Here is a 26,428-nt window from a genome sequence, read left to right as displayed (position 1 = left end):
GTCATCGAACACTAGCGCTGATGTCAGCAACTGTCATCCCGCTAAAATTCCCGCATGGGCCGCTGGGAGCCGGATGCGCAGGGCCGCCTGCACCAGGCGGCCATGGCGCTCTACACCGAGCGCGGATTCGACCAGACGACGGTGGCGGAGATCGCCGAGCGCGCCGGTCTGACCGAGCGCACGTTCTTCCGCTACTTCGCCGACAAGCGCGAAGTGCTCTTCGGCGGCCAGCCCCAGCTATTGGAGCAGTTGACGAAAGGCGTTGCAGAAGCGCCCGATTCACTTGCCCCCCTGGATGCGGTCAGCACAGCGCTACAGGCGTTGGGCGCGACTTTCGGCTATCGCCGGGACGCATCACGGCTGCGGCAAGCGGTGATCGACGCCAATCCCGCTCTGCAGGAACGCGAGCTGTCCAAACGATCCGCACTGGCCGCCGCGATGGCCGACGGCTTGGTGAGCCGCGGTGTCCCGGAGACCACCGCACGCCTGACCGCCGAGGCCGGCGCCGCGGTGTTCCACCTGGCCTTCGAGCAGTGGCTGGCCGACGACACGCACGACCTGGCTCACTTCGTCCGCCGCGCTGTCGCGGAGTTGAAGGGCAGTTTCTAGCGTCGAGGTCGACGTTCTGCAGCGATCTACTCGCGATTGCTCGCCCGTTTGTCGGTTTGGGCGAGAAGGGCGTGGCACACGCGCACCCGCTCGATCCACCAGTCACGGCGCTCGGCCGGCGCGGCGAGCGCGGCCACGCGCGCCGGATCCGGCACCACATCACCGACGGGCAGGCCGCCATCGACCAAGGTGATCTCCGCGACGTCCTCGACGAACAATCCGCCGGTCCCCAACCCGCAGGCATGCTCCAGCCGCGGCAGTGCCGCCGCCGCGGTCAGGCCGGCGGCGATGCCGACGGCGGTATCCAGCGCGCTCGAGATCACCACCGGGATGTCGATCTCGGCGGCGATGTCCAACAGTGCCCGCACCCCACCGAGCGGCGGCACCTTGAGCACCGCGATATCGGCTGCCCGCGCGCGCACCACCGCCAGCGGGTCGGCTGCCTTGCGGATGCTCTCGTCGGCGGCCACCGCGACGTCAACCCGGCTGCGCACTTCGGCCAGTTCGGCCACCGATTTGCACGGCTGCTCAAGGTATTCCAGCGGACCGTCGGCGGTCAGCGCGGCCGCGGCGGCCACAGCCTGCTCGACGGTCCACCCGCCGTTGGCGTCCACCCGCACTGTCGGGATCACCGCGCGCACCGCGTTCACCCGGGCGACGTCGTCATCCAGCGTCTGGCCCGGCTCGGCCACCTTCACCTTGGCGGTACGCGTCCCGGGAAATCGCTCCAACACCTCCGGCACCTGCTCGGCCGGCACGGCGGGCACCGTCGCATTGATCGGTACCACGTCGCGGACAACGGAAGGCCGTGCACGGTAGGCGGATTCGATACCGGAGGCCAACCAGTGCGCGGCCTCGGGTGGTTCGTACTCGACGAACGCGCCGAACTCACCCCAGCCCGCAGGCCCGTCGATCAAGGCCACCTCGCGAACCATGATGCCGCGGAACCGAACCCGCATCGGCAGCGCGAGAACATGCAACCGATCCAGCAGGTCGTCCAGCTCCACCGCCATCAGATCGCGCGGCCGCGGTTCTCCCAGTACGGGTTGCGCAGGTCGCGCTTGAGTAGCTTGCCCGTCGGGTTGCGCGGCAGCGCCGGCGAGATCTCCACGCTGCGCGGGCACTTGTAGTGCGCCAGCCGCTCCCGGCACCAGGCGATCAGCTCCTCCTCGGACGTCGTACCGCCGAGCGACAGTTCGACGACCGCCTTGACCGACTCGCCCCACTTCTCGTCCGGGACACCGAACACCGCGGCGTCGAGCACCGCAGGATGATCGGTGAGCACCCGCTCGACCTCCACGGAGTAGATGTTCTCGCCGCCGGAGATGATCATGTCCTTGAGGCGGTCCTCGACGAAGATGAAGCCGTCTTCGTCGACGCGGCCGATGTCACCGGAACGGAACCACCCGTCCTCGGTGATGGTCGAGGCGGTGGCCTCCGGCTTGTTGTGGTAGCCCTTCATCAGCTGCGGTGTGCGGAACCATAATTCGCCGGGCTGACCGACCGGCACCTCAGCCAGGGTGTCGGTGTCCACAACCCGGACCTCCACCTCCCGCGAGGGCTGCCCGGCACTGATCAGCCGCTCCGGCCGGGAGTCGTCGCGGTGCACCTCCGGGGAGAGCTGGGTGATCGCGCCGCACACCTCGGTCAGGCCGTACACCTGGATGAAATCGGTGTCGGGCCAGGCTTTCAGGGCCGATTTCAGCAGCGCGGGCGGCATCGGGGAAGCCCCGTACACGAAGGTCCGCAGCGCGCTGAACAGCTTGACCGCGTCCTCGCCGGACTCCAGCACCTTGCCCAGCACCGCGGGCACCAGGAAAGTTCGGTTGGCACCCTGCAGGAGCGCTCCGGCAAGCGAGGCACCGTCAGCCTCGCGCGTCATGATCGTCGGGACACCGGCGTGAATGCTGTACTGCACGTAGGCGGACCCACCGACATGGAACAACGGCATCGCCACCATGTTCTTGTCGTCGTCGCCGAACTCGAACGTCGCAGCGTTCATCGTGTGCGCCAACACATTTCGGTGCGAGAGAACCACACCCTTGGGCCGGCCCGTGGTGCCCGAGGAATACATGACCAAAGCGGCATCCTCGGGATCGACCTCGGCGGGCCGCCCTACCGGGGTGGCCGCGGCCAGCAGGGCCTCGTACCCGTCGCCGTCCGCGCCGTCGGGCGTGACCTCGATGACCTCCGAGACATTGGTCAGCTTGTCGCGGATCTTGTCGACAGCGCCCATCAGTTCGGTGCCGACAATCAGCAGTTTGGCGCCGGAGTCATTGAGGACGTAGTCCATCTCATCGGCGGCCAGCCGGAAGTTGATCACGGCGGTGGCGGCGCCGAGCGAGGCAGCGGCGAGCTGCAGCTCGACACAGGCCGGGTGGTTCTTGTCCAGGAATGCCACCACGTCGCCGCGGCCGATGCCGCGCTCCACCAGAGCGCCTGCCAGCCGCCGGATCCGGTCGTCCCACTGCGCCCAGGTCCAACTGCGGTCCAGGTAACTGATGGCCTGACCATCAGGCTTGTGCTCGGCCCAGTACGCCGGCCGGTCATCGAGGAAGCGTGGTTCGGGTGGTTGCATACGAGCCAGATTGCCATGCCGGCAAAAGTTCAGGTGCCGGCTCGTCGGATCCGGATGGGTCCACGCCACTCCCCATCCGGGTCGAGCACCTCCCCTTTCTGGGTGATCACGACATCCCCGCTCCTGGCCAGCTCGCGGGCGAGATCGCGAGCCGCATCCATCAACTCACGCCAGTGATCGGGGTCCACCACCCGGGCGGCGTCGGACGGACAAATCGTCCGCGGGGCCCGCTCGGCTGTCATCGTGAGGATCGCCGAGCGCAGCTGCTTGCCCACGTCAGTCATCGAGACGCCCTTCCTTCCGAACTGGAACACGTTCTAATGTGGACCGCATGAGTGACGAGCTGCTTCGCCATCCCCTCCATTCTGGCCACCTGACCGTCGGCGCGCTGAAGCGCAACAAGAACAAGCCGGTGCTGCATCTGGGTGACACCACCCTGACCGGGGGCGAGCTCGCCGACCGCATCAGCCAGTACATTCAGGCCTTCGAGGCGCTCGGCGCCGGAACCGGGGCCACAGCGGGTCTGTTGTCGCTGAACCGACCCGAGGTGCTGATGATCATCGGTGCCGGCCAGACCCAGGGATATCGCCGGGTGGCACTACACCCTCTCGGCTCGCTGGACGACCACGCCTACGTGCTCAACGACGCCGGTGTGACGTCGCTGATTATCGATCCCAACCCGATGTTCATCGAGCGGGCGCAGGGCTTGCTCGAGAAGGTGCCCGCCCTCAAGCAGGTGCTGACGCTCGGCCCGGTCCCCGAGGCCCTCGGTGATTCCGCGGTGGACCTGATCGCCGAGGCCGCCAAGTACCCGCCGAAGCCGTTGGTGGCGGCCGACCTTCCCCCCGATCACGTCGGCGGCATGGCCTACACCGGCGGCACCACCGGAAAGCCGAAGGGTGTGCTGGGCACCGCTCAGTCGATCACCACGATGACGACGGTTCAGCTCGCCGAGTGGGAGTGGCCGGAGAACCCGCGGTTCCTGATGTGCACCCCGCTGTCGCATGCCGGCGCGGCGTTCTTCGTGCCGACCGTGGTCAAGGGCGGCGAGCTCGTGGTGCTGACCAAGTTCGACCCGGCCGAGGTGCTGCGGGTGATCGAGGAGCAGAAGATCACCGCGACCATGCTGGTCCCGTCGATGATCTACGCGTTGATGGACCATCCCGATTCGCACACCCGCGACCTGTCGTCGCTGGAAACGGTGTACTACGGCGCCTCGGCGATGAACCCGGTGCGCCTGGCCGAGGCGATCCGCCGGTTCGGCCCGATCTTCGCGCAGTACTACGGACAGTCCGAAGCCCCGATGGTGATCTCCTACCTCGGCAAGAAGGACCACGACGAGAAGCGGCTGACCTCATGCGGGCGGCCCACCCTGTTCGCGCGCACCGCACTGCTCGACGCCGACGGCAACGAGGTGCCACAAGGTGAGGTCGGCGAGATCTGCGTGTCCGGGCCGCTGCTGTCCGGCGGGTACTGGAACCTGCCGGAAGAGACCGCCAAGACGTTCAAGGACGGCTGGCTGCACACCGGCGACATGGCGCGCGAGGACGAGGACGGCTACTGGTTCATCGTCGACCGGGTCAAGGACATGATCGTCACCGGCGGCTTCAACGTGTTCCCGCGTGAGGTGGAGGACGTCGTCGCCGAGCATCCCGCGGTCGCGCAGGTGTGTGTGATCGGCACCCCCGACGAGAAGTGGGGCGAGGCCGTCACCGCGGTGATCGTGCTGCGGCCGGATCATCCCTCCGACGACGACGCAGTCGCCACGCTGACCGCGGAGATCCAGGCCGCGGTCAAGGACCGCAAGGGTTCGGTGCAGGCGCCCAAGCAGGTGATCATCGTCGACTCGGTGCCGGTGACCGCGCTGGGCAAGCCGGACAAGAAGGCCGTGCGGGCGCAGTTCTGGGAAGGGTCATCTCGAGCCATCGGCTAGCTGTTCGGCGCATACTTGGGTGATGCTGTCTCGGGTTATCCCGCTCGAGTACCTCAAAGAGCGCGACATCATGTTCTGGCTGCCGCCGGGCGGCCAGGACAACGATGTGTGGGCCGACACCTGGGTGATCCTCGCCGATCTCGAATCTGCCCACGCGGCACCGGTTCTCGCGCTCCTGCATGACGCCGACATCGGCGGGTACGTAGCCCGCCCGAGCGGCCTGAGAGGCGCAGCGACAGACGGCGTCCAGCTCTACGTGGACCGTGAGCAGATCCATCGGGCCACCGACGTGGTGATGCAGTTCCTGCGCGGCAAAGAGACGCCGGTGATGCCGCGGGCCGAGCGGGTCGCTCCGAGCATCCGCAGCAGGATCACGGTCCCCGCCGTGCCCCGAGCGGTCTCGGTGGCGCTGCAATTCGCGTTCCTGGCAGGTCTGATCGCTCTGGGCATGGCGTTCGCGTACTACCGCGGCGCGTCGATGATGGAGCACCGACTGCACCATCCCACGCCGACCTCGACTGTGCCCGGCATGACCAATCCCACCTGGACCAATCCCAGGCCCTGAGCAGCGTCCCTCTCGCGCACTGGCAGCATGGGGCCATGCCCGTACGCGCTGTGCTGTTCGACTTCTCCGGCACCCTGTTTCGTCTCGAGGAGGACGACAGCTGGTTTGACGGCATGGAATTGATCGACGACGACGGCCGTCTCGCAGTCGACGAGCATGCGCAGGCCGAACTGATGGAACGCCTCACCCACCCGACCGGCGGTTCGGTGACGAGAACCGAAGAGGCTCAACGGGCGTGGGTCAACCGCGACCTCGCACCGGCCCTGCACCGCGAGGCCTACCTGCACGCACTGCGCGACGCGGGCCTGCCGGATCAGCATGCGGAATCGCTGTACCGGCAGGCGGTCGACCCGGCGTCGTGGGTGCCCTACCCAGACACCGTCGAGGTCTTGCAGTCGCTTCGGGCGCAGGGTTTGCGTACCGCGATCGTCTCCAACATCGCCTTCGACATCCGGCCCGCGTTTCGCACCGCCGGGGCGGACGCCGACGAATTCGTGCTGTCGTTCGAAGTCGGCGCGGTCAAACCCGATCCGCGAATCTTCGAGATCGCGCTGCAGCGCCTCGGTGTCGCGGCCGAGGAGGCGCTGATGGTCGGCGACAGCGAGGAGAACGACGGCGCCGCGCGCCACCTCGGCTGCGGCTTCATCCTGGTCGACCCGCTTCCGGTCGCCGAGCGTCCGACCGGTCTCATCGATGCACTGCGCGACCGCGGTATCGGGCTCTAGGCGTACCTTTTTGGGCATGGCAGACACCGAGCGCATCAGGCCGCCGTGGTGGCTCAAGCCGATGAACAAGATCTTCATGCTGATGATGCGGCTCGGTGTGCCGTTCGGCGGAACCGAAGGCCCGATGGTGCTGACCGTTCCCGGGCGCACATCGGGCAAGCCACGCTCGACGCCGATCACCCCGTTCACCGTCGACGGCAAGCGGTACGTGGTGGGCGGTTTCCCCGGCGCGGACTGGGTGCGCAACGCCCGCGCCGCCGGCGTCGTCACCCTGAGCACAGGCCGGCGCAGTGAAGCAGTGCGCATCGTGGAGCTGCCCCCCGAGGAGGCGCGCCCACTGCTGCGCGAGTTCCCCGTCCTGGTTCCGACCGGTGTCAGCTTCATGAAGAACGCCGGGCTGGTCACCGAGGGCAAGCCCGAAGAGTTCGAGGCCCTGGCCGGCCGCTGCGCAGTTTTCCGATTCGATCCCCTCAAGTGATGGAGTTCAAAACCCTTGACTGACAATCCGTTTGACCCGTCGCAGTGGCGAGCCATCGACGGCTTCGAGGACCTGACCGATATCACCTATCACCGGCACGTCTCCGACGGCACGGTGCGGGTGGCGTTCGACCGTCCCGACGTGCGCAACGCTTTTCGGCCGCACACCGTCGACGAGCTGTACCGCGCCCTCGACCACGCCCGGATGTCGCCGGACGTCGGCGTGGTGCTGCTGACCGGCAACGGGCCGTCGACCAAAGACGGCGGCTGGGCGTTCTGCTCGGGCGGCGACCAACGCATCCGCGGCCGAAGCGGATACCAGTACGCCGAGGGAGAAACCGCCGAGTCCGTCGATCCGGCGCGTGCCGGGCGGCTGCACATCCTTGAGGTTCAGCGGCTGATCCGGTTCATGCCGAAAATCGTCATCTGCTTGGTCAACGGATGGGCGGCCGGCGGCGGGCACAGCTTGCATGTGGTCTGCGACCTGACCCTCGCCAGCCGCGAGCACGCCCGGTTCAAGCAGACCGACGCCGACGTCGGCAGCTTCGACGGCGGGTACGGCAGCGCCTATCTGGCGCGTCAGGTCGGCCAGAAGTTCGCCCGGGAGATCTTCTTTCTCGGCCGGCCCTACACCGCCGAGCAGATGCATCACATGGGCGCGGTCAACGAGGTGGTCAACCACGCCGAGCTGGAAAGCGTGGGCGTGCAGTGGGCCAAGGAGATCAACGGCAAATCACCCCAGGCGCAACGCATGCTGAAGTTCGCCTTCAACCTGCTCGACGACGGGCTGGTGGGCCAGCAACTGTTCGCCGGCGAGGCCACCCGGCTGGCCTACATGACCGACGAGGCCGTCGAGGGCCGGGATGCCTTCCTGGAAAAGCGCGACCCCGACTGGAGTCCGTTCCCGCGCTACTTCTAGTCGAGCCCTCAGGTTCGGCGCGCTCGCGTGCGCCCAGCGCACGAAACCGCGCCCGATCTGCCACACATAGACTCAGCAGCCGTGAACCCCCTGCGCCGAATCACCGAGGCCATCGCGCTGACCGGTATGCGACCACCGCTGAGCCTGCCGACCGGCATCACCGTCGACCTGCGCGGCAAGCAGGTGCTGATCACCGGCGCCTCATCGGGCATCGGCGCTGCCGGCGCGGAGTTGTTCGCGGCCGAAGGGTGTGAGGTCATCGTGGTCGCCCGCCGCGAGGACCTGCTCGCCGAGGTCGTCGACCGCATCACCGACGCCGGCGGATCCGCGACCGCGATCCCGTGCGACCTGTCCGACCTCGACGCCGTCGACGCGCTGGCGCAGCAGGTCGGCGCGGTCGACATCCTGGTCAACAACGCCGGCCGCTCGATCCGCAGACCACTGGCCGAATCGCTGGACCGCTGGCATGACGTCGAGCGCACCATGATGCTGAACTACTTCTCGCCGCTGCGCCTCATCCGCGGGCTGGCGCCCGCCATGTTGGAGCGCCGCGACGGGCACATCATCAACGTCGCCACCTGGGGCGTCTTCAGCGAAGCCTCACCGCTGTTCGGCGTGTACAACGCGTCGAAGTCCGCGCTCAGCGCGGTCAGCCGCGTCATCGAGACCGAATGGTCCGGCCAGGGCGTGCATTCCACGACGCTGTACTACCCGCTGGTGGCCACCCCGATGATCGCGCCGACCAAGGAATACGACGGGCTTCCCGCGCTGACCCCGGACGAGGCCGGCCAGTGGATGATCGAAGCGGCGCGGCACCGCCCGGTGCGGATCGCTCCGCGGATGGCCGTCACCGCCCGCGCGCTCGACGTCGTCGCACCCGGCGCGATGAACCGGGCGATGAAGCGTCAGCGCCTGCAGCCGAACTGAGGTAGACACGACGGATGGAGATCCTTGCGAGCCGGATGCTGCTCCGGCCGGCGGATTACGAACGCTCACTGGACTTCTACCGCGACGCACTCGGGCTGGCCATCGCCCGCGAATACGGCGGCGGGACGGTGTTCTACGCCGGCCAGTCGCTCATCGAACTCGCCGGCCACGGTGCGCCCGCGAACCCCCAAGGCCCGTTCCCCGCGTCGCTGTGGCTGCAGGTGCGCGATCTCTACGCCACCCAACAGGAGCTGACCTCCCGCGGTGTCGAGATCGCCCGCGAGGCCCGGCGCGAACCGTGGGGCCTACACGAGATGCACGTCAACGACCCCGACGGGATCACGCTGATCTTCGTGCAGATCCCCGAGGACCACCCGCTGCGGCGCGACAGCCGAGGCTAGTGCGATTCGAGCGGCCAGCCGACCGAGGCCAGCCGTGCGGCAACCTGGTTCAGCTCTTCGGGAGTGGGTTCCTTCTCGATGACCTCGCGGACCGCTTCGCGGATCTGCTCTTCGCTCACCGGTGTATCGAAATCCGTTGCGCGCAGAATTGATTGGGCGGCCTGCACAACCTCGTCCTCCGCCAGCGACCTCTTCAGCAACGCCAGCAACGGGTAATAGTCCTTCGGCGGAACACCTTCCGGATATCCCTTGTGCAACCAGCCGAGGACGCTGTCGAGAAAGGCGGGGGCTGTTGGATTGTCATCGCAGGCTCACTTCTTCAGCATCGGGAAGAGGTCGACGCCGAAGTGATGGATGATCGTCGCCCGGGTGATCCAGGCGACGGCCGTCACGATCACCAGCGAGACGAAGATGAACAGGACGATCCCCAGGAACTTCAGCGCCGGGTTCGGCCGGTGGATCGCATGGTCGGCTTCCTCGCCGCCGGCGCCGAACGAGTAGGCCAGCATGCCGGTCGCGAACAGTGCCGGCAGGCCGGCACCGAGGACGAGCCCGACCACCAGCACCTTGAGAATGGCTTCGAAGTACGTCATCAACGTGTCCTTCTGCTTGTCGCGGTGATCAGACCGTGGCGGTGGGTTCGGCCGGCTTCGCGTCCTTGGTGGCTGCGCGGACTTCGGCGGGCACCACGGAGTTGGTCGACGTATCCCAGTCGGCGTTGACGTTGCTGTGGTCGACCTTCTGCTGCTGGGCACGCCACCACATGTAGAAGGACAGGGCAACAAGGATCACGAAGATCAGGCCGTCACCCATCAGCTGCGATCCGCTGACGTCCTTGACGATGTAGGACAGCCAGTAGGCCAGTGCGCCGACGAGCGCGGCGGCCGGCAGCGTGACCAGCCAGGCCACCGCCATGCGTCCGGCCACGGCCCAGCGCACCTCGGCGCCCGGCTTACCGACGCCACTGCCGAGGATCGAGCCGGTGGCGACGTGGGTGGTGGACAGCGCCATACCGGCAGCGCTGGAGCTGAGAATGATTGCGGCCGAAGAGGCTTCGGCGGCCAGACCCTGCGGCGACTCGATTTCGACCAAGCCCTTACCGAGGGTGCGGATGACGCGCCAGCCGCCGATATAGGTGCCGAGCCCGATCGCCAGCGCACAACTCAGGATGATCCAGAACGGCAGGCCGTCCTTCTTCACGTCACCGGTCAGGTGGCCGGTGGTGATCAGAGCCAGCGCGATGACGCCCATCGTCTTCTGCGCGTCGTTGGTTCCGTGCGACAGCGCGACCAAGGAAGCGGTGGCGATCTGTCCCCAGCGGAAGCCTTCCTCGCGGCGGCGCGCCAGCACCTTCTGAGTGATCCGGTAGACCAGCCAGGTGCCGGCCGCGGCGACGATGCCGGCGATGATCGGCGCCGCGATCGCGGGAATCAGCACCTTCTGGGTGACGCCCGTCCAGTTGACGCCCTTGCTGCCAAGCGCCGCCAGGCCTGCGCCGATGAGGCCGCCGAACAGGGCGTGCGAAGAGCTGGACGGAATACCGAACAGCCACGTCAGCAGGTTCCACAGGATGCCGCCGATCAGGCCGGCGAAGATGATGGTCAAGCCCGTCGACGCGTCGATACCGGCCAGCAGATGCCCGGTCTTGGCGTCCTGCACCTTGAGGACCGACGTCGTCACCGTGACCGCGACCTCGACGGAGAGGAACGCGCCGACGAGATTCAGGACTCCGGCCAGCAGCACCGCCGTCTTGGGCTTGAGCGCGCCCGTGGCGATAGATGTCGCCATGGCATTGCCGGTGTCGTGGAATCCATTGGTGAAGTCGAATGCCAGCGCCGTGGCAATCAACAACACCAGGATGATCATCTCCGTGCTCATGAGGGAGATTCTGCTGGTTGTTTGGGCCTTTTGACCAGTTGCCAAAAGTCCTCGAACTGGGCATTTGCGAACGTCCCGCAGGTGTTCATCGGCCGTTAACCTACCAGCCTTCTCCGGTTTCTCCGGGCCGACGCATCGGGGGTACAACGTAGGCGCGGCAATTCGATGCCGACTAGAATTTCGTGCATTCCACAGGGCGCCTACACGCCCCCCGCAAGGGAGATGCTGCGGTGACCAACTTCATCACCAAAATCGTGGCCTGGATCAAAGCCGGTTACCCCGACGGGGTCCCGCACCCCGACCAGGTGCCGCTGTTCGCACTGCTGCGGCGGAGGTTGAGCGACGAGGAGGTCATCGCAGTGGCGAACGCATTGCTCGAGCGTGGCGCGTTCGATCACATCGACATCGGGGTACTGATCACTGAGATCACCGACGCGTTGCCCACTCCGGAGGACATCGATCGGGTCCACGACAGGCTGGCGAACTACGGCTGGCCGCTGGACGATCCGCGAGACAGTGAGGACGTCGAATAACCACTCTGCGAGCACTCGCCATTCCGCCCGGTCCGTCGGCGCAGTCATTGATGGCGGCCCTGGATGGCGTGCTCGATGGGCGCGACGCTCCCCTGGTTCCGATCCCCGCCGGTGACCTGCGTGAAAGTGAGTTGCTGACAAGCTCTCTGCGCGTCGGTGAGGAGATCGACGACGACGTCGCGCTCGTGGTGTCGACGTCGGGCACCACCGGAACGCCCAAGGGCGCGATGCTCACTCCTGCGGCGTTGATCGCCAGCGCATCTGCCACCCTGGACCACCTCGGCGGCCCGGGGACCTGGCTGCTGGCGCTGCCGACGCACCACATCGCCGGGATCCAGGTGCTGGTGCGCAGCCTGCAGGCCGGGACGGTGCCGGTCGAGCTGGACATCTCAGCGGGCTTCGACGTCACCCAATTGCCAACGGCCGTCGCACAATTGGGCTCCGGCCGGCGCTACACCTCGCTGGTCGCCACGCAGCTCGCCAAGGCACTGCTGGACCCCGAGGCCAGCGCGGCACTCGCCGAACTCGATGCGGTGCTGCTCGGTGGTGGGCCCGCGCCGCGGCCGGTCCTCGACGGAGCGGCGGCCGCCGGAATCACTGTGGTACGGACCTACGGCTCCAGCGAGACGGCCGGTGGATGCGTCTACGACGGCATCCCGCTGACCGGGGTGCAGATTCGGCTGGACGACGGCGCCGAGCCGGGGGAAGGCCGCATCGTGATCGGCGGTCCCACGCTGGCGCTGGGCTATCGCAACCCGCCAGACCCCGATCCGTTCGCCGAACCCGGCTGGTTCCGGACCGATGACTTGGGCGCTGTGGACGACGAAGGCCGGCTGCGCGTGCTGGGCCGGGTCGACGAAGGCATCAGCACCGGCGGACTGACGGTGATGCCCGCACCGGTAGAAGGGGTGCTGTCGCAGCACCCCGCGATCGCCGACTGCGCGGTGTTCGGCCTCGACGACGACCGGCTCGGCGAACGGGTGGCGGCCGCAGTGGTGCTTGTCACTGGGGCCCTCGAACCCAGCCTGGACGACATTCGTGAGTACCTCGCCGAGTCGCTCGACCCGACGGCGGCACCTCGTGAACTGCACATTCTTGACGAGCTGCCGCGGCGCGGCATCGGCAAGCTGGACCGTCGCGCGTTGCGCGACCGGTTCGCCAACGGCGGTGACCTACCCGGCGGCTACGGCTGGTGAACAATGGTTGGCGCTGCCACATAGAGGGGACAGAGAAGTATGGACGAGCTGAAGTTTCTCGACCTGCACGGTGACCAGGTGGCCTATCGCGACGAAGGTCAGGGCGACGTCATCCTGCTGCTGCACGGTATGGCCGGCAGCTCTCAGACCTGGCGCCAGATGATGCGCCCGCTGTCGCGCAGATATCGGGTGATCGCCCCGGACCTGCCGGGCCACGGCAGCTCGGACAAGCCACGCAGCGACTACTCGCTGGGTGCGTTCGCGGTGTTTCTGCGCGACCTGCTCGACGAACTCGGCGTGACACACGCGACCGTGGTGGGGCAGTCGCTGGGCGGCGGCATCGCCATGCAATTCGTCTATCAGCACCCCGACTACTGCCGGCGCCTCATCCTGATGAACAGCGGCGGTCTGGGGCCGGACGTCGGATGGACATTGCGACTGCTCTCCGCGCCCGGCGCCGAGCTGATCATGCCGATCATCGCGCCGCCGCCGGTGCTCGCCGCCGGCGAGCGGGTGCGGTCGCTGTTCGGCAAGCTCGGCGTCACTTCGCCGCGCGGCGGGGAGATCTGGAACGCCTACAGTTCCTTCGCCGACGCCAAGACGCGGCAGGCGTTCCTGCGCACGCTGCGTTCGGTGGTCGACTACCGCGGGCAGGCCGTCAGCGCGTTGAACCGGCTGCACGTCGCCGATATGCCGGTGATGGTCATCTGGGGCGATCAGGACGCCATCATTCCCGTCGAACACGCCTACTCCGCGCACGAGACACGGCCGGACGTGCGGCTCGAGGTCCTGGAGGGCGTCGGGCACTTCCCCCAGGTGGAACGCCCGATGGAAGTGGTCGACCTGATCGACGACTTCATCGCCACCACCGCGGGCGCCGACATCGAGCAGCCCGCCACCCAGGGGTGACCGAACCCGCCGACCGCTTCGCCGCCGCGACGGTGGCCAGGCTGGCGACCGTCACCCCGGACGGCCCTCCGCATGTGGTGCCGATCGTGTTCGCGGTGGCCGAGTCCACCATCTACACAGCGGTGGACGGGAAGCCGAAAACCACGCAACGGCTGCGGCGGCTGGCCAACATCGAGGCCAACCCCAGGGTGAGCATCCTGGTCGACCACTACGACGACGACTGGTCTCAGCTGTGGTGGGTGCGGGCCGACGGCATCGCGGCGATCCACCACGACGATCCGGTATGCGAACGCGGCTATGACCTGTTGCGCGCGAAATATCCTCAGTATCAGTATGTTCCGCTGGACGGTCCGATGATCGCGGTGGACGTCGATCACTGGTCGTCCTGGGGGATTTCGGCGCGCTGACGTTCGCTCAGCGGCGGTAAACGCGCCGAAATCGCTCGGACGCGGGACATCCGTACGCTGGATCCTTGTGAGCATCGGTCGCAAAGAAGCGGTCGCGGTCACCGTCGGCGTCCTGCTGGTGGTCGCGGCGTTCGTGGTTCCGCACCTGCATCTGGGCATCGTCACTCCGCTGATCAACAGCTCCCCCGCCCAGATCAAGAGCTTCGCCGACACCGCGCCAATCTTCGGGTGGTGGAACGCCCACGTCGGCTGGGGCACCGTGCCGGCGATCCTCATCGGCGCCGCGGCCGTCATCTGGGGCGCCCCGCTGGCGCGGCGACTGCCATGGCGGGCGCTGACGTTGGCGGTGTGGGCGACCTCGATGCTGTGGGCGTTCTCCCTGGCGATGATCGACGGCTGGCAGCGCGGCTTCGCCGGCCGGCTCACCGCCCGGCATGAATACCTCAATCAGGTCCCGACGATCACCGACATCCCGGAAGCGGTCCGCACATTCTCGAGCCGGATCCTGGATTTCCAACCGAATTCGTGGATCACGCACGTGTCCGGCCATCCGCCCGGCGCGCTGCTGACGTTCGTCTGGCTCGATCGCATCGGGCTGGGCGGCGGCGCGTGGGCCGGCCTGTGGTGCCTGCTTGTCGGTTCGTCCGCCGCGGCGGCCATCGTGGTGGCGGTACGAGCGCTGAGCGGTGAGCAGACGGCGCGCCTGGTCGCGCCGTTCGTCGCCGTCGCACCGACCGCGATCTGGATCGCGGTGTCCGCCGACGGCTATTTCGCCGGTGTCGCGGCGTGGGGAATCGCGTTGCTGGCGTTGGCGGTTCGCCGGACGGTACACCGGCCCCTGCTGGTCGCCGTGGCAGCCGGACTGGTGCTGGGGTGGGCGATCTTCCTCAACTACGGCCTGGCCCTGATGGCCGTGCCCGCGCTCGCCGTACTGCTCTGTGCGTCGTCGTGGCGTGGTGCGGTTCGGGTGCTGGTTCCGGCAGCCCTGGGCGCACTGGCGGTGGTCGGCGTGTTCGTGATCGCCGGCTTCTGGTGGTTCGACGGCTATATCCTTGTGCAGCAGCGCTATTGGCAGGGGATCGCGCTGAACCGGCCGTTCCAGTACTGGAGCTGGGCCAACCTGGCCTCGGTGGTGTGCGCGATCGGGCTGGGCAGCGTCGCCGGTATCGGCCGCGTATTCGACATCGCCGCGATCAGACGCCGGTCGGGGCTGCACCTGTTGATCCTGGCCGCTCTGGTGGCGATCCTGTTCGCCGACCTGTCCATGCTGTCGAAGGCCGAGACCGAACGGATCTGGCTACCGTTCGAGGTGTGGCTCACCGCCGCCGGTGCCCTGCTGCCGGTCCGGGCCCACCGATGGTGGCTGGGCCTCAACGTCGTCGGCGCGTTGGTGCTCAACCACGTTGTCCTGACCAACTGGTAGCACTCGGTCGCCGACGAGGTACAGCAGCGCTGCGCCCCAGACCACGGCCAGCGCAATCCAGAAGCCGGTCTCGTAGTCGCGGTCGAGCACCGTCAGATTGTCCAGATGCAGTCCGGGCTTGTCGTAGACCGGAATCGCCAGCAGCACCAGGACCACCGTGAGCAGCGCGGCGACCAGCACCGGCGTCCACCATTTGTGCGGCAGTAGGCGCCGCCCGGCGAACCCGAGGGCGACGCACACCGGTGCGAACACCGCGTCATGCAGCAGCACACCGATCAGTGCCCACACCACGATGCGGATGATGACGTCGGTAGAGTTCTGCGCCACCAGCACCACACCGTAGACGCCGAGGGCCAGCCCGAGCGCAACCAGGAAAACCCGGCTGGACGTCATGTCACCACCTCAATTCTGGACAGCCATTTCGTCTGCAGCACACCCGGTCTGGTCGGCGCGATCAGCCGGCATGGATAACCGTGGTCGAGGTCGAGAGTCTGACCGTTGAGCTTCAACGCGATCAGGGTCTGGGAATCACGGGTGTGCCGCGCGGGTAGCACGGTGCGCGAATACGGGCCGGGCGGTTCGAGTGAGATCATCCGGACGTCGGAATCCGGTTTGGCGCCAACGGCTTTGAGTAGATCGCCGAGCACGACGCCGGTCCAGTCCGCGGTGGCACTCCAGCCCTCCACACAGGCGATGGGAAGCCGATGGGTGGTTTGCGGCATCGCTGCCAGCTCGTCGATGGTCATCGCCGTGACGGCGGCCCCGTTGACGATGGTCAGCCGGTAGTCCGGCGAGCGCGCACCACCGAGGACCCCGGCAGCGAACGCCGACCGGTTCACCGGCACACCCTGGGGTCCGTCGCCCGACCTCGGGGCCAGCAGCGAGACCCGCCGCAACCACGGAATCGTCTGCCCCGCAGTGACTATCGTCGCGGCACCAACGGCCAGCCAGGTGCTGGCCAGCACCGCCCGCCGACTGGGACCGACCCGCAGCTCCCCGGTCGGCGGCTCCTCGAGAGGCTCACCGAGGGCCCGGCGGATCACCGGCAGTTTCACACCGATGTGCACCAGAACCGCGCCGGCCGCGACGTAGGCCATCGCGTAATGGGTGGTGGTGAAGAAGAACTCGAACGCATACCACTGCGCGATGTTCATGACGCCCGTGGACAGCTGAAAGATCATCGACCCCACCAGGACCAGAATCGACGCTCGCTCGATCTGGCGGGTCAGCCCGCCGACGATCGGCCGTTCGAACAGCTTGGGGTACACCGACCACAGCTTGACCAGCAGCAGCGGGATCGCGGCGATGCCCGAGATCACGTGCAGGCCCTGGGTCAGCTGATACAGCCAGACCGGGCGCGTCGGCCAGAAGAACCACGGCTGCGGATGCTGGATGAAGTGACTGATCAATCCCGTGACGAAGCAGACGGCCACGGCGACACCGAGGGCGACCCCGACCCGAGCCGTCACTGCTGTACCACGCAAGCCGGTGGCCTTCGTGGTGGATCCCATCTGCGGCGTCACGTCAGCGTGAGTGTAGCCACCACACGCCCGCCGATCGGGTGAATCCCGACCAACGCCAACCCGACTTCTTCGGCCAGCGCGGCCGCGCAGTCCACACCCACCGAGGCCCACTTGAACCAGGGGCCGATGTCGCGTGACGACTCCAGCCGCACCCAGCCGGTTCGCACCCCGACCGTCCCCGGATCGAATTCGGCCACGCAACGACCGCCGGCCCGCAGCAGTTCAGCGGCGCGGCGAAGGACCCGGCGCGGATCACCTGCGAGGCCGATGTTCCCGTCTGCGAGCAGGACCGTTTGCCAGCGGCCCATTCCGGGCAGCGGCTCGAATACGTCGCGCAGCAATGCCGGTGCCCCGCTACGCCGCGCCAGCCGGACCGCCGTCGGCGACTGATCGACACCAAGGGCAGGAATGCCGCGCTGGATCAGATCCGCAACCAAACGTCCTGGGCCGCAACCCAAGTCGATCGTCGGACCATCGCACAGCGCCACGATGGCCGCGTCGAACTCACTGTCGGCATCCTGACCCCCCAACCAGCTGCGCACCGGAAGCGGGTGACGACGACCGTCACCGTGGCGCAACCAACATCGCTCGCCGTCGAGGGCGTCGTCGTACAGCTGTCCCAGCATTCACAGTCCTCGGGTGACTTGGGCGAACCGGCTCGTGGACGAGCAGGCAGCGCGGACGACAGGGATGTCGTCGACGGTGTCGACGTCGTGCAATTCTTCGACGAGGGTCACGGGAATACCGGTGTGCTCCAGCGCGGCAAGCGTTACAGCGCCGGTGTCGGACTGCGACATCGGCACACCGCGCAGACACTCGGCGCTCGCGCCGTCGGCCACCCCCAGCACCCACCAGCCGCCGTCGCGCGCCATCCCGAGGACGGCCGGAACCTCCAGCAGCCGGCGGGCGCAGCCGGTGAGAAGCTGCGCGCTCACCTGCGGGGTGTCCATCCCGATCTGCAGGACCGGCTGCCGGACCATCGCGGCGTCGGAGTGCGCATTGGCCAGCCGGTCGGCGAAGCCGTCACCGCGTTGCGCGATCACGGTGAAGTCGGCAAGCCGATCATGTATTTCGCCGGCCCGGCAGGCCTGCTCCAGGTCGCCGGTCATCGCGACCACCCGATGCGTGACCGGGGTCGCGGCCACCGCGTCGAGGGTGTCCAGCAGCGCGGCGGCGGCGATATCGGCGGCGGCCCCGTCCCCCACCGTGACGGCCAGTCGAGTTTTGGCGAGCCCGGGTATCGGCGCTTTGGCCACCACCAGCATGGTGACCGGAAACGGTCCCGGGCTCGGTGTCACGAAATGACCTTCCAGAAATCGACGGCGGCGGTGAAGCTTCCTCGCACCGACCCACTGACCTTCGATTTGCCGCCGACCCGCGGGCCGTAGTCGACGTCGACCTCCACTACTCGCCATCCCGCGGCAGCGGCACGGACCAGTAATTCGAGCGGATACCCCGAACGGCGGTCGACAACCCCGAGCGTCAGCAACGCGTCACGCTTGGCCACCCGCATCGGCGCGATGTCGTGGACCGGCAGCCGATGCCGGGTCCGCAACCGCCAACACACCGCCGCGGTACCCAAACGGGCATGCCAGGGCCATGTCACCCCGGGCAGCGGACGGCGCCGGCCGGTCACCATGTCGGCCCCGTCCTCCAGCGCGGCGACCAGCCGCGGCAGATCGGCAGGGTCCAGCGAACCGTCGCCGTCGAGCACCGCGACGATGGGCGTCGTCGCCGCCAGCACCCCGGCGTGAACGGCGGATCCGTAGCCCGGCCGGGCCTCGTGGACCACGTCCGCGCCGTGCTGCTCAGCGACCTGCGCGGTGCCGTCGGTGCTGTTGTTGTCCACGACCAGCACGCGATAACCGGCCGGCATGGCGGTCAACACGGTGGGCAGCGAATCCGCTTCGTTGAGGCAGGGCAGCACCACCGTGACCGGACAGTCGGGCATAGGAGCCAACCTAGGCGAGCATTGCCGAATCTGCGCGTGAGGGAATGACAAAATCGTGACGTTGCTGCAGGTGAAGGCTGCTGTTGGCTAACCTTTTCCTATGCCCGCACGTGTGCTCATCGCCGACGACGACACCGTCGTCCGTGACGTGGTGCGCCGATACCTCGAACGCGACGGCCTCGAAGTGGCGGTGGCAGGCGACGGAAGCGAGGCGCTGCGGGTGCTGGGAACCCAGCGGATCGACGTGGCGGTGCTGGACGTGATGATGCCCGGACCCAACGGTCTGTCGCTGTGTAGGACCCTGCGGCAGCAGGGCGACTTCAGTATTCCGGTGATCCTGCTGACCGCGCTCGGCGAGGAGGAAGACCGCATCGCGGGGCTGGAAGCCGGCGCCGACGACTACCTGACCAAGCCGTTCAGCCCGCGCGAGCTGGCACTGCGGGTGCGTTCGGTGCTGCGGCGCGCGCCGGCCCCCGCATCTGCGCTCCCGCTGGAGATGACCGTCGGTGACCTGACGGTGTCGACCGCGGCGCGTGCCGTGCAGATCGACGGCAAGCCGGTGGGGTTGACCAACCGCGAATTCGATCTGCTGCTGTTCTTCCTGACGCACACCGACACCGTCTTCTCCCGCGAGGAGTTGCTGCAACAGGTGTGGCATTGGGACTTCGGTGACCTGTCGACGGTCACCGTGCACGTCAAGCGCTTGCGGTCCAAGCTCGGCGATCATCACCGCGTACAAACGGTCTGGGGCCGTGGGTACCTGTGGCGCGGTGAAGCCGGCGGCGGTGACCGTGCCACCGCATGATCTGGCCCAGATCGCGGTACTTGCGCTGGCCTGCTCGCTGCCCGTAGTCCTGTTGGGCGCGTTGGTGATCCGGCTGGCCCGGTCCTGGTCGATGACGGTCACGATGGCGGCCCTGGTGTTGATCCCGACGCTGGCGACCCTGACCGGCGTGCTGGGCGCCAGCCGCTTCATGATCACCAGCACGTTCGCGCCGATCGCCGTCGTGCTGCTGATCGTGGCGATCGTGACACTTCCCGCGGCGGTGATGCTGGCCCGCTATCAGGCCCGCCGGACGGTGTGGGAGAGGGAGATTCACGACGCCGAACGGATGGCCGAACAGTCCAGACGCCGGTTGGTGGCGTTCGTCAGCCATGACCTGCGCACGCCGCTGGCCGGTATCCGCGCACTGGCCGAAGCGATCGCCGACGGGGTGGTCAGCGACGACGAGGTGCGGGTGCAGGCCAAACACATTGAACACGAATCGGTTCGGCTCTCCGAGATGGTCGACGATCTGTTCGAGATGTCGAAGATCAACGCCGGAGCGGTCCACGCGCCATACGAAAAGGTGGCCCTCGACGAGGTCGTCGACGACGTGATCGCGGCCCACAAGATCGCCGCGGAGCGGGCCGGGGTGCACCTGACCGCGTCGGTACCGGCCGACCCGGTCCGGGTGATCGGCAGTGATCGGGCGCTGGTGCGGGTGCTGTCCAATCTGGTGGCGAATGCGATTGCCCACACCCCGTCCGGTGGGGCGGTGACATTGGCGCTCGGCAGCGACGCGGGCGGAGCGTGGGCCCGGGTGGACGACACCGGCGTCGGCATCGACGAGACGGACCTGCCGCGGGTGTTCGACGTCGCCTATCGCGGGTCGAATGGTCGTGTGCCGCGTGAGGATTCATCGCTGCCCAGCGGCTCCGGCCTAGGTTTGGCGATCGCGGCCGGGTTGGTGCATGCACACCACGGCACGCTGTCGGCGCACAACACCGCGAACGGGGCCCGGTTCGAGGTCCGGCTACCGAAGTCGGAGTGACGCCGTTCGCCGAGATCGACGTTGCACAGCGATCCACTCGATCTTTTTCTGCGAAACGTCGGTCTGGGCGTAGCCTGATCAAGATGTCCGTAGCCCAGCGTGAACGTGCCGCCCTCGTCGCCGCCCTGCGTGACGTCGGACCAGACGCGCCGACCTTGTGTGAAGGCTGGACGGCTCGAGACCTCGCCGCGCACTTGATGGTTCGCGAGTATCGCGTCGATGCGGCGCCCGGAATTCTCATTCCGCTGTTCGCCGGGCATACCGCCAAGGTGCAGGACGCGGTGGCCGGCCAGACGCAATGGGACGACCTGGTGGACAAGGTGGCCGCAGGACCGCCGCTGTACTCACCGCTCAAGCTGGTCGATTCGGTGGCCAATGTCGCCGAGATGTTCATCCACCACGAGGACATCCGCCGCGCCCAGCCGGACTGGGAGCCGCGGGTGCTCGACGCGGAACTGGCCGGAAAGCTGCGGCGCACCTTGGGAATGATGGCCCGGCTGACGCTGGCCAAGATGCCGGCCCGCGTGCAGCTGCGCACCCCCGACGGCAAAACCGTGCTGACCGCGGGCCACGGCCCGGCCGTGACGGTGACCGGCGCTCCCGAGGAGCTGCTGCTGTTCTCGACCGGACGGCCGGCCCACGTCGCCTTCGACGGCGACCCCGACAACGTGCAAGCGGTGAAGGCCGCGCCGAAGGGGCTCTAGATCAGTCGTTGAGTGACCTGCTGAGCCGCTCGGCGGCGGCCAGGTAGTCCTCGATGAACTCCAGAACCACCTCGCGGGCGGGCTTGACCTTGTTCATCAGTCCGACGCCCTGGCCGACGAAATAGGTCGCCAACGCCTGAGCACCTGGATGGCCGCCCTCGGCGAGCTTGTCGATCCGGCGCAACACCGGCTCGGCGATCATGTTCTGCAGCGGCAGCGGCAGCGGTTGGCGACCGCCCTCATGCGGCGCCCATGCGTCGGTCCAATCCGAAACCAGTTGGCGCGACGGCTTTCCCGTGCGGCCGGCCGACCGGACCGTGTCCCGCGACGTCGCGGCCAGGAACTTCTGCACCGTGTACGGGGCCGTTTCGGCCTCCTCGGTGGTCAGCCACACCGAACCCGTCCAGGCACCGGCGGCACCGAGTGCGACGGACGCGGCCATCTGCCGGCCGGTCACGATCCCGCCCGCTGCGAGCACGGGCACCGGCTTGCCGATCGCCTCGATCGCCTCGATGACCTCGGGGATGAGTACCAGCGTGGTCACCTCACCGCAGTGACCGCCGGCCTCGGTGCCCTGCGCGACGATGAGGTCGACGCCGGCGTTGACCTGTTTGATCGCGTGCTCCTTGGCGCCGACGAGCGCCGCGACGGGGATGCCGGTCCGCTTGCCTGCCTCGATCATGTAATCCGGCGGGACGCCGAGTGCGTTGGCCATCAACTTGATCGGATGGCTCAGCGAGACGTCGAGCAGGCTGGCGCCGGTGTCCCCGCTCAGCGACGACGCCGCCATCCGCGGCTGATCGCTGACGTCGATGTCGTGGGCGGCGAGGAGTTCGTTGATGAACTCGCGGAAATCCGTGGGGATGCGGTCGGCGAGCTGACCGAACGACAGGTTCTCACCCTTGCCCTCGAATTTGGCGGGCACGATGATGTCCACGCCGTACGGCTTGCCCTTCACCTGCTCGTCGATCCAGGTGAGCTCCTGATCGAGCTGATCGGGGGTGTAGGCAGTGCCACCGAGCACGCCGAAGCCGCCCGCATTGGTCACCGCGGCCACGACGTCGCGGCAATGGCTGAAGGCGAACAGGGGGAAGTCGATGCCGAACTGGTCGCAGATCTCAGTCTTCACCGGCCCAGTATGCGCTCGACCCCCTTCCCGACCAACCACCGGGTTGGGAAGGGAGTCGAGCCGCTATGTGATCAGGCGGTGGCGAGCGCCTGCGCCGTGAGCAGGGCCTGAGCGACACCGGACACGATCGACGCGACCCTGATGGCCTCGAAGATCGAGGTCCGCGACACCTCCGCGTCGCGGAGCTCCTTCTCGTGGGCGGCCAGGCACTGATCGCATCCGTTGATCGCGGACACGGCCAGCGACCACAGCTCGAAGTCGACCTTCGCCACGCCGGGGTTGGCGATGATGTTCATCCGCAGCCCGGCCCGCAGATCGTCGTAGCGACCGTCGAGCTGATGCTTGGTGCGGTAGAAGACGTTGTTCATCCCCATGATCGCGGCGGCGCCCAACGCGGCGTGATACGCCTCCTCGGACAGCACATCCAGGGCGTCCTCGGTCACCTCGCGCAGCAGCCGCTCGGACTTGGTCGCCGCGGCGGTCGCCACCAGCGCGCCCCACAGCTGCTGTTCGGTCAGCTCGGTCGAGCGGACGATGCTGCCCAGGTTCAGCTTGAGATCCTTGGCGTACTCGGGCAATGCCTCTTTGACGGCGTCGATGCTCATGCTCAGACCGCCTCGGCCAGCAGCTCGCCGGCGTCGATGGTCGGGTCGCCCTTCTTCCAGTTGCAGGCGCACAGCTCGTCGGACTGCAGCGCGTCGAGCACCCGCAGCACCTCGTCGACGTTGCGGCCGACCGATCCGGCGGTCACCGAGACGAACTGGATCTCGTTGTTGGGGTCGACGATGAACGTGGCACGATCGGCCACGCCGTCGGCGTTGAGCACGCCAGTGGCCAGGGCGAGTTCGCGCTTGAGGTCGGACACCATCGGGAACGGCAGCTTCTTGAGATCCTCATGCTGCGCGCGCCACTGGAAGTGGACGAACTCGTTGTCCACCGACACCCCGAGCACCTGGGCATCGCGGTCCTCGAACTCGTCGTTGAGCTTGCCGAACGCGGCAATCTCGGTGGGGCACACGAACGTGAAGTCCTTGGGCCAGAAGAAGATGATGCGCCACTTGCCCGGGCTGTCCGAGCTGGTCACCTGAATGAAGTAATCGTCGGGCTGCTGGGCGTTGACCTTCGACAGGTCACCCCCGACAACCGCTTTGAGATCGTAAGCCGGGAACTGATCCCCGATCGTCAACAGAGCCATGATCGTCACCACTCCTTGAATAGCTAAATTGGAACCGATCCAGATTCTGCCACTTTCGCGCGGTCCAGTCAGCGCTCCCCGCGCCGAAGGTGACGATTGTCACCACTTCCGGGGACCGCGGTCATCGTCCATGAAATAGCCACGGAGCGAAGGGATTTAGAGCTGTGGCGCGGGTCACGCCCGCAACGGCGCGAAGGCGAAGTCCCGCAGCCCCCGGTCCGGGTCGACCTGTGCCCGGAAACCCAGCGACTCGGCCGCCAAGGCCGGGTCGGCGACGATGTGTCGGACGTCGCCGCTGCGATACTGACCGGTGACCACCGGCGCCGGCCCACCCCGCGCCTCGCAGATCCGGGTGGCGACCGTCATGATCGAGACCGGCCGCCCCGAGCACACGTTGGCCGCCAGAAAACCACCCGCCTCCGAGCGCACGGCCGCCACATTGGCCGCCGCGACGTCGTCGACGTGCACGAAATCTCGCATCTGGCCGCCGTCTTCGAAAACCCTTGGCGGCTCGCCCTTCTCGAGCGACGACCGGAAGATCGCCGCCACTCCCGAATAGGGGGTGTCACGCGGCATGCCCGGGCCGTACACATTGTGATAGCGCAGCGCGACCACCGACCCGCCGGTGGATTCGGCCCACGCCAGCGCGTAATGCTCCTGGGCCGCCTTGCTGGCGGCGTACAGGCTGCGGGGGCGCAGTGGCGCGTCCTCACCCACCAGCTGCCACTGCAGTTCCTCACCACCGACGGGGCAGCGATGTTCGAACACGCCGCCATCGAGATCGGCCCGGGTCCGCGGCAGCGGCTCGACGGCACCGTGCTCCGGGCAGCGGTATCCACCCTGGCCGTACACCACCATCGACGATGCCAAGACCAACCGCTGTACGCCGGCGGCGAACATCTGCGCCAGCAGAACCGCGGTCCCGTAGTCGTTGTGGCTCCCATAGGACGGCGCGTCGGCGGCGTTGACACCCGCCCCCACCACAGCGGCCTGATGGCACACCGCGTCGACCCCGGATAGCAAGGGAGCCAAGGCATCAGCGTCGCGCACATCGACCCGGTGCGTGTCATCGGGCAGTTCGGCACCGGGACCGTGAGCGGCGTCGAGCATGACGTCGACCGCCACCACCTCGTGCCCGTCGGCGAGCAGCGCCGCGCGGACCCGGTTACCGATGAACCCGGCCGCGCCGGTCAGCAGGATCCTCATGGCAGGTCGAACGGCAACTCGACACCTTCGTGCGCAAGGCAGTGCTCGCACACGCGGTCAGAGGCCACCTGGTCGATGGCTTCCAGCACCAACTGCTTGAACGGCCCCATGTTCTTCTCGAACTCCGCGAAGACGTCGACCGCGCGAACACCCGCCCCGACATCCACGCCGGCATCCAGGTCGGTCACCAAAGCAATTGCCGCGTAACACATTTCCAACTCGCGGGCGAGCACCGCCTCGGGGTATCCGGTCATGTTGATCAGGCTGAACCCTTCGCGCGCGAACCACTGGCTCTCGGCGCGGGTGGAGAACCGCGGCCCCTGCACCACGACCATGGTGCCGCCGTCGACCACACCGGGCAGCCCCGTCACCGCCGAGCGCAACGTCGGGCAGTAGGGATCGGCGAAGCCGACATGGATGCCGCCGGAGTCGAAGTATGTGTCCAGCCGGCCCCGGGTCCGGTCGACCAACTGATCGGGAACGACGATGGCGCCGGGCCCAAGCTCGGGAGTGAGGCTGCCGACCGCGCACGGCCCGAACACCCGCCGCACACCGAGCGCACGCAACGCCCACATGTTGGCCCGGTACGGCACCTTGTGCGGCGAGAACTCATGACTCAGGCCGTGCCGGGGCAGGAAGGCCACCTCGTGCTGGCCGACCCGGCCGACCGTGATCGGCGCACTCGGTTCACCGTAGGGCGTATCCAGGTTGACGCTGCGCGCGTCGGCCCCGAAGAAGGTGTAGAAACCGCTGCCGCCGATTACTCCGAGCATTCGACCATTGTGCAGGCAGTTCCGATCCCGCCGATCACTGGCTGTCGGACGGCTCCCCGGTGGAATCGGCTGCCTTCAACCGGGCGCTGATCCGCCGGCAACCGTCGCCGAGCGCGATCATCTGATTCCTGCTCAGCTCGTCGAGGAAGTGCGCACGCACCACACGGGCGTAGGTCTCCAACGACGCGGCGGTCAGCCGGAGCCCGTCGCGGGTGATCGTCGCGAGCACCCGCCGGCCGTCATCGCTGCTCGCCTCCCGGTCGACCAGCCGGCGCCGCTCGAGGCGCTGGATCTGTTGGGTGAGCGCACTCGGCGTGACCATCAGCATCTCGGCAAGAGCACCCATCGGACTCGGGCCATGACTCTTCAGATGACTCAGCAATTGGACGTCGGCGAGACTCAAATGGTGGTGGTGCAGCAGGGCTCGATTGACCAGTCCGTGCAATGCGATCGCGACCGACTCGAACTGCACCCACGCATGGGCCTCGACATCGTCGAGGCCCAGCCTGTGGCGGCGTTGTTGAACCAATTGACGGCCTACGTCGCCCGGTCGACGTGTCGACACAGATCCTCCGCGTGCCTGGAACGACATGGCGAGTCCCCCGCGTCGCCGCGGGGGCTGCCATCTACCTCGTCAGTACTGCTGAAGTCGG

The 26,428-nt window shown here is 67.6% G+C and carries 31 protein-coding genes and 1 pseudogene; 16 read left to right on the top strand and 16 right to left on the bottom strand.

Annotation, left to right across the window (positions count from 1 at the left end; translation table 11 throughout):
- Positions 1-54 precede the first annotated feature (54 nt).
- Positions 55-609, top strand: coding sequence for a TetR family transcriptional regulator (locus D3H54_RS04135; RefSeq protein ID WP_149377981.1), 555 nt, complete (start codon positions 55-57; stop codon positions 607-609).
- Between the two features lie 26 nt (positions 610-635).
- Here D3H54_RS04135 and D3H54_RS04130 read toward each other — a convergent pair whose 3' ends face one another.
- Genes D3H54_RS04130 through D3H54_RS04120 form a run of 3 tightly spaced genes read right to left on the bottom strand, consistent with a single transcriptional unit; the run spans position 636 to position 3,471 of the window.
- Positions 636-1,622, bottom strand: a complete 987-nt coding sequence (locus D3H54_RS04130) for an o-succinylbenzoate synthase (protein ID WP_149377980.1) — start codon at positions 1,620-1,622, stop codon at positions 636-638.
- The gene (locus tag D3H54_RS04125; RefSeq protein ID WP_149377979.1) at positions 1,622-3,187 is read right to left on the bottom strand and encodes a long-chain-fatty-acid--CoA ligase; all 1,566 of its coding nucleotides are present in this window, start codon (positions 3,185-3,187) and stop codon (positions 1,622-1,624) included. The genes D3H54_RS04130 and D3H54_RS04125 overlap by 1 nt, the downstream gene beginning before the upstream one ends.
- Positions 3,188-3,216: 29 nt before the next feature.
- The gene (locus D3H54_RS04120; protein WP_149377978.1) at positions 3,217-3,471 is read right to left on the bottom strand and encodes a DUF3253 domain-containing protein; all 255 of its coding nucleotides are present in this window, start codon (positions 3,469-3,471) and stop codon (positions 3,217-3,219) included.
- Between the two features lie 47 nt (positions 3,472-3,518).
- On the opposite strand from D3H54_RS04120, the gene fadD8 reads away from it, so the two are divergent.
- From fadD8 to D3H54_RS04085, 7 genes are all read left to right on the top strand, one after another.
- The gene (fadD8, locus tag D3H54_RS04115; protein ID WP_149377977.1) at positions 3,519-5,120 is read left to right on the top strand and encodes a fatty-acid--CoA ligase FadD8; all 1,602 of its coding nucleotides are present in this window, start codon (positions 3,519-3,521) and stop codon (positions 5,118-5,120) included.
- 22 nt (positions 5,121-5,142) lie between these two features.
- Positions 5,143-5,685 carry a hypothetical protein gene (locus D3H54_RS31445; protein WP_210419648.1) on the top strand — a complete coding sequence of 181 codons (543 nt, stop codon included), beginning with the start codon at positions 5,143-5,145 and terminating at the stop codon, positions 5,683-5,685.
- A 35-nt stretch (positions 5,686-5,720) separates the two neighbouring features.
- On the top strand, positions 5,721-6,410 hold the full coding sequence (locus D3H54_RS04105) for an HAD family hydrolase (RefSeq protein WP_149377976.1): 690 nt from the start codon (positions 5,721-5,723) through the stop codon (positions 6,408-6,410).
- A gap of 16 nt (positions 6,411-6,426) precedes the next feature.
- A complete protein-coding gene (locus tag D3H54_RS04100; RefSeq protein ID WP_149377975.1) occupies positions 6,427-6,888 on the top strand; it encodes a nitroreductase/quinone reductase family protein in 462 nt (153 codons plus the stop codon).
- 15 nt (positions 6,889-6,903) lie between these two features.
- The gene (locus D3H54_RS04095; RefSeq protein WP_149377974.1) at positions 6,904-7,806 is read left to right on the top strand and encodes a 1,4-dihydroxy-2-naphthoyl-CoA synthase; all 903 of its coding nucleotides are present in this window, start codon (positions 6,904-6,906) and stop codon (positions 7,804-7,806) included.
- A gap of 81 nt (positions 7,807-7,887) precedes the next feature.
- Entirely contained in the window at positions 7,888-8,733 is an 846-nt protein-coding gene (locus D3H54_RS04090; RefSeq protein ID WP_286199102.1) for an SDR family oxidoreductase, read from the top strand.
- 14 nt (positions 8,734-8,747) lie between these two features.
- Positions 8,748-9,134, top strand: coding sequence for a VOC family protein (locus D3H54_RS04085; RefSeq protein WP_149377973.1), 387 nt, complete (start codon positions 8,748-8,750; stop codon positions 9,132-9,134).
- On the opposite strand, the pseudogene D3H54_RS04080 reads toward D3H54_RS04085, so the two are convergent.
- From D3H54_RS04080 to D3H54_RS04070, 3 genes and pseudogenes are all read right to left on the bottom strand, one after another.
- Positions 9,131-9,412: pseudogene (locus tag D3H54_RS04080) on the bottom strand (DUF3349 domain-containing protein); the annotation flags it as partial. The gene D3H54_RS04085 and the pseudogene D3H54_RS04080 sit on opposite strands and share 4 nt — an antisense overlap.
- 33 nt (positions 9,413-9,445) lie before the next feature.
- Entirely contained in the window at positions 9,446-9,727 is a 282-nt protein-coding gene (locus D3H54_RS04075) for a hypothetical protein (RefSeq protein WP_149377971.1), read from the bottom strand.
- 28 nt (positions 9,728-9,755) lie between these two features.
- Positions 9,756-11,012: an inorganic phosphate transporter gene (locus D3H54_RS04070; RefSeq protein WP_149377970.1), complete on the bottom strand. Its 1,257-nt coding sequence runs from the start codon at positions 11,010-11,012 to the stop codon at positions 9,756-9,758.
- A gap of 230 nt (positions 11,013-11,242) precedes the next feature.
- Between D3H54_RS04070 and D3H54_RS04065 the strand changes: the two genes are divergently transcribed.
- From D3H54_RS04065 to D3H54_RS04045, 5 genes are all read left to right on the top strand, one after another.
- Positions 11,243-11,545: a DUF3349 domain-containing protein gene (locus D3H54_RS04065; RefSeq protein ID WP_115318612.1), complete on the top strand. Its 303-nt coding sequence runs from the start codon at positions 11,243-11,245 to the stop codon at positions 11,543-11,545.
- Positions 11,546-11,595: 50 nt separating this feature from the next.
- A complete protein-coding gene (gene menE / locus D3H54_RS04060) occupies positions 11,596-12,741 on the top strand; it encodes an o-succinylbenzoate--CoA ligase (protein ID WP_210419647.1) in 1,146 nt (381 codons plus the stop codon).
- A gap of 39 nt (positions 12,742-12,780) precedes the next feature.
- Positions 12,781-13,650: an alpha/beta fold hydrolase gene (locus D3H54_RS04055; RefSeq protein ID WP_149377968.1), complete on the top strand. Its 870-nt coding sequence runs from the start codon at positions 12,781-12,783 to the stop codon at positions 13,648-13,650.
- Positions 13,647-14,057, top strand: coding sequence for a TIGR03668 family PPOX class F420-dependent oxidoreductase (locus tag D3H54_RS04050; protein WP_149377967.1), 411 nt, complete (start codon positions 13,647-13,649; stop codon positions 14,055-14,057). The genes D3H54_RS04055 and D3H54_RS04050 overlap by 4 nt, the downstream gene beginning before the upstream one ends.
- A gap of 67 nt (positions 14,058-14,124) precedes the next feature.
- The gene (locus tag D3H54_RS04045) at positions 14,125-15,480 is read left to right on the top strand and encodes a hypothetical protein (protein ID WP_149377966.1); all 1,356 of its coding nucleotides are present in this window, start codon (positions 14,125-14,127) and stop codon (positions 15,478-15,480) included.
- Positions 15,481-15,869: 389 nt separating this feature from the next.
- Here the strand turns inward: D3H54_RS04045 and D3H54_RS04035 are convergent, their stop codons facing one another.
- The 4 genes from D3H54_RS04035 to D3H54_RS04020 are packed head-to-tail and all read right to left on the bottom strand — an operon-like array spanning position 15,870 to position 18,954.
- Positions 15,870-16,991: a molybdopterin-dependent oxidoreductase gene (locus D3H54_RS04035; protein WP_168215034.1), complete on the bottom strand. Its 1,122-nt coding sequence runs from the start codon at positions 16,989-16,991 to the stop codon at positions 15,870-15,872.
- Positions 16,992-16,999: 8 nt separating this feature from the next.
- Positions 17,000-17,629 carry a methyltransferase domain-containing protein gene (locus D3H54_RS04030; protein ID WP_149377965.1) on the bottom strand — a complete coding sequence of 210 codons (630 nt, stop codon included), beginning with the start codon at positions 17,627-17,629 and terminating at the stop codon, positions 17,000-17,002.
- On the bottom strand, positions 17,630-18,268 hold the full coding sequence (locus D3H54_RS04025) for a TIGR04282 family arsenosugar biosynthesis glycosyltransferase (RefSeq protein ID WP_149383336.1): 639 nt from the start codon (positions 18,266-18,268) through the stop codon (positions 17,630-17,632). It abuts the gene before it with no gap.
- A 29-nt stretch (positions 18,269-18,297) separates the two neighbouring features.
- On the bottom strand, positions 18,298-18,954 hold the full coding sequence (locus D3H54_RS04020; protein WP_149377964.1) for a glycosyltransferase family 2 protein: 657 nt from the start codon (positions 18,952-18,954) through the stop codon (positions 18,298-18,300).
- Positions 18,955-19,054: 100 nt separating this feature from the next.
- Between D3H54_RS04020 and D3H54_RS04015 the strand changes: the two genes are divergently transcribed.
- The 3 genes from D3H54_RS04015 to D3H54_RS04005 all read left to right on the top strand — a co-directional run bounded on the left by D3H54_RS04015 (position 19,055) and on the right by D3H54_RS04005 (position 21,472).
- A complete protein-coding gene (locus tag D3H54_RS04015) occupies positions 19,055-19,759 on the top strand; it encodes a response regulator transcription factor (RefSeq protein WP_149377963.1) in 705 nt (234 codons plus the stop codon).
- A complete protein-coding gene (locus D3H54_RS04010; RefSeq protein ID WP_149383335.1) occupies positions 19,746-20,768 on the top strand; it encodes a sensor histidine kinase in 1,023 nt (340 codons plus the stop codon). The genes D3H54_RS04015 and D3H54_RS04010 overlap by 14 nt, the downstream gene beginning before the upstream one ends.
- Positions 20,769-20,851: 83 nt before the next feature.
- Positions 20,852-21,472, top strand: coding sequence for a TIGR03085 family metal-binding protein (locus tag D3H54_RS04005; RefSeq protein WP_149377962.1), 621 nt, complete (start codon positions 20,852-20,854; stop codon positions 21,470-21,472).
- Between the two features lies 1 nt (position 21,473).
- Here D3H54_RS04005 and D3H54_RS04000 read toward each other — a convergent pair whose 3' ends face one another.
- The 6 genes from D3H54_RS04000 to D3H54_RS03975 form a co-directional block, all read right to left on the bottom strand.
- Positions 21,474-22,601, bottom strand: coding sequence for an NAD(P)H-dependent flavin oxidoreductase (locus D3H54_RS04000; protein WP_149377961.1), 1,128 nt, complete (start codon positions 22,599-22,601; stop codon positions 21,474-21,476).
- 71 nt (positions 22,602-22,672) lie between these two features.
- Positions 22,673-23,206 carry an alkyl hydroperoxide reductase AhpD gene (gene ahpD / locus D3H54_RS03995; RefSeq protein WP_149377960.1) on the bottom strand — a complete coding sequence of 178 codons (534 nt, stop codon included), beginning with the start codon at positions 23,204-23,206 and terminating at the stop codon, positions 22,673-22,675.
- 2 nt (positions 23,207-23,208) lie between these two features.
- A complete protein-coding gene (locus D3H54_RS03990; protein WP_115319060.1) occupies positions 23,209-23,796 on the bottom strand; it encodes a peroxiredoxin in 588 nt (195 codons plus the stop codon).
- A gap of 174 nt (positions 23,797-23,970) precedes the next feature.
- The gene (locus D3H54_RS03985) at positions 23,971-25,002 is read right to left on the bottom strand and encodes an NAD-dependent epimerase/dehydratase family protein (RefSeq protein WP_149377959.1); all 1,032 of its coding nucleotides are present in this window, start codon (positions 25,000-25,002) and stop codon (positions 23,971-23,973) included.
- Positions 24,999-25,775, bottom strand: a complete 777-nt coding sequence (locus D3H54_RS03980) for an S-methyl-5'-thioadenosine phosphorylase (protein WP_149377958.1) — start codon at positions 25,773-25,775, stop codon at positions 24,999-25,001. The genes D3H54_RS03985 and D3H54_RS03980 overlap by 4 nt, the downstream gene beginning before the upstream one ends.
- Positions 25,776-25,809: 34 nt before the next feature.
- Positions 25,810-26,340: a MarR family winged helix-turn-helix transcriptional regulator gene (locus tag D3H54_RS03975; protein ID WP_286199101.1), complete on the bottom strand. Its 531-nt coding sequence runs from the start codon at positions 26,338-26,340 to the stop codon at positions 25,810-25,812.
- Positions 26,341-26,428: the final 88 nt, after the last annotated feature.

It is taken from the genome of Mycobacterium sp. ELW1, from assembly GCF_008329905.1.
Taxonomy (GTDB): domain Bacteria; phylum Actinomycetota; class Actinomycetes; order Mycobacteriales; family Mycobacteriaceae; genus Mycobacterium.
Note: the sequence above shows the minus strand (reverse complement) of the source record. Positions and strands in the feature narration are given on the sequence as shown.

Coding starts and splice junctions, on each gene's coding strand:
- D3H54_RS31445 (WP_210419648.1), top strand. CDS start 5,143: ATGCTGTCTCGGGTTATCCCGCTCGAGTACCTCAAAGAGCGCGACATC.
- D3H54_RS04005 (WP_149377962.1), top strand. CDS start 20,852: ATGTCCGTAGCCCAGCGTGAACGTGCCGCCCTCGTCGCCGCCCTGCGT.
- D3H54_RS04015 (WP_149377963.1), top strand. CDS start 19,055: ATGCCCGCACGTGTGCTCATCGCCGACGACGACACCGTCGTCCGTGAC.
- D3H54_RS04075 (WP_149377971.1), bottom strand. CDS start 9,727: ATGACGTACTTCGAAGCCATTCTCAAGGTGCTGGTGGTCGGGCTCGTC.
- D3H54_RS04025 (WP_149383336.1), bottom strand. CDS start 18,268: ATGCTGGTGGTGGCCAAAGCGCCGATACCCGGGCTCGCCAAAACTCGA.
- D3H54_RS04055 (WP_149377968.1), top strand. CDS start 12,781: ATGGACGAGCTGAAGTTTCTCGACCTGCACGGTGACCAGGTGGCCTAT.
- D3H54_RS04070 (WP_149377970.1), bottom strand. CDS start 11,012: ATGAGCACGGAGATGATCATCCTGGTGTTGTTGATTGCCACGGCGCTG.
- D3H54_RS04030 (WP_149377965.1), bottom strand. CDS start 17,629: ATGCTGGGACAGCTGTACGACGACGCCCTCGACGGCGAGCGATGTTGG.
- D3H54_RS03985 (WP_149377959.1), bottom strand. CDS start 25,002: ATGAGGATCCTGCTGACCGGCGCGGCCGGGTTCATCGGTAACCGGGTC.
- D3H54_RS04125 (WP_149377979.1), bottom strand. CDS start 3,187: ATGCAACCACCCGAACCACGCTTCCTCGATGACCGGCCGGCGTACTGG.
- D3H54_RS04105 (WP_149377976.1), top strand. CDS start 5,721: ATGCCCGTACGCGCTGTGCTGTTCGACTTCTCCGGCACCCTGTTTCGT.
- D3H54_RS04085 (WP_149377973.1), top strand. CDS start 8,748: ATGGAGATCCTTGCGAGCCGGATGCTGCTCCGGCCGGCGGATTACGAA.
- D3H54_RS04020 (WP_149377964.1), bottom strand. CDS start 18,954: ATGCCCGACTGTCCGGTCACGGTGGTGCTGCCCTGCCTCAACGAAGCG.
- menE (WP_210419647.1), top strand. CDS start 11,596: ATGGCGGCCCTGGATGGCGTGCTCGATGGGCGCGACGCTCCCCTGGTT.
- D3H54_RS04130 (WP_149377980.1), bottom strand. CDS start 1,622: ATGGCGGTGGAGCTGGACGACCTGCTGGATCGGTTGCATGTTCTCGCG.
- fadD8 (WP_149377977.1), top strand. CDS start 3,519: ATGAGTGACGAGCTGCTTCGCCATCCCCTCCATTCTGGCCACCTGACC.
- D3H54_RS04100 (WP_149377975.1), top strand. CDS start 6,427: ATGGCAGACACCGAGCGCATCAGGCCGCCGTGGTGGCTCAAGCCGATG.
- D3H54_RS04135 (WP_149377981.1), top strand. CDS start 55: ATGGGCCGCTGGGAGCCGGATGCGCAGGGCCGCCTGCACCAGGCGGCC.
- D3H54_RS04035 (WP_168215034.1), bottom strand. CDS start 16,991: ATGGGATCCACCACGAAGGCCACCGGCTTGCGTGGTACAGCAGTGACG.
- D3H54_RS04120 (WP_149377978.1), bottom strand. CDS start 3,471: ATGACTGACGTGGGCAAGCAGCTGCGCTCGGCGATCCTCACGATGACA.
- D3H54_RS03980 (WP_149377958.1), bottom strand. CDS start 25,775: ATGCTCGGAGTAATCGGCGGCAGCGGTTTCTACACCTTCTTCGGGGCC.
- ahpD (WP_149377960.1), bottom strand. CDS start 23,206: ATGAGCATCGACGCCGTCAAAGAGGCATTGCCCGAGTACGCCAAGGAT.
- D3H54_RS03990 (WP_115319060.1), bottom strand. CDS start 23,796: ATGGCTCTGTTGACGATCGGGGATCAGTTCCCGGCTTACGATCTCAAA.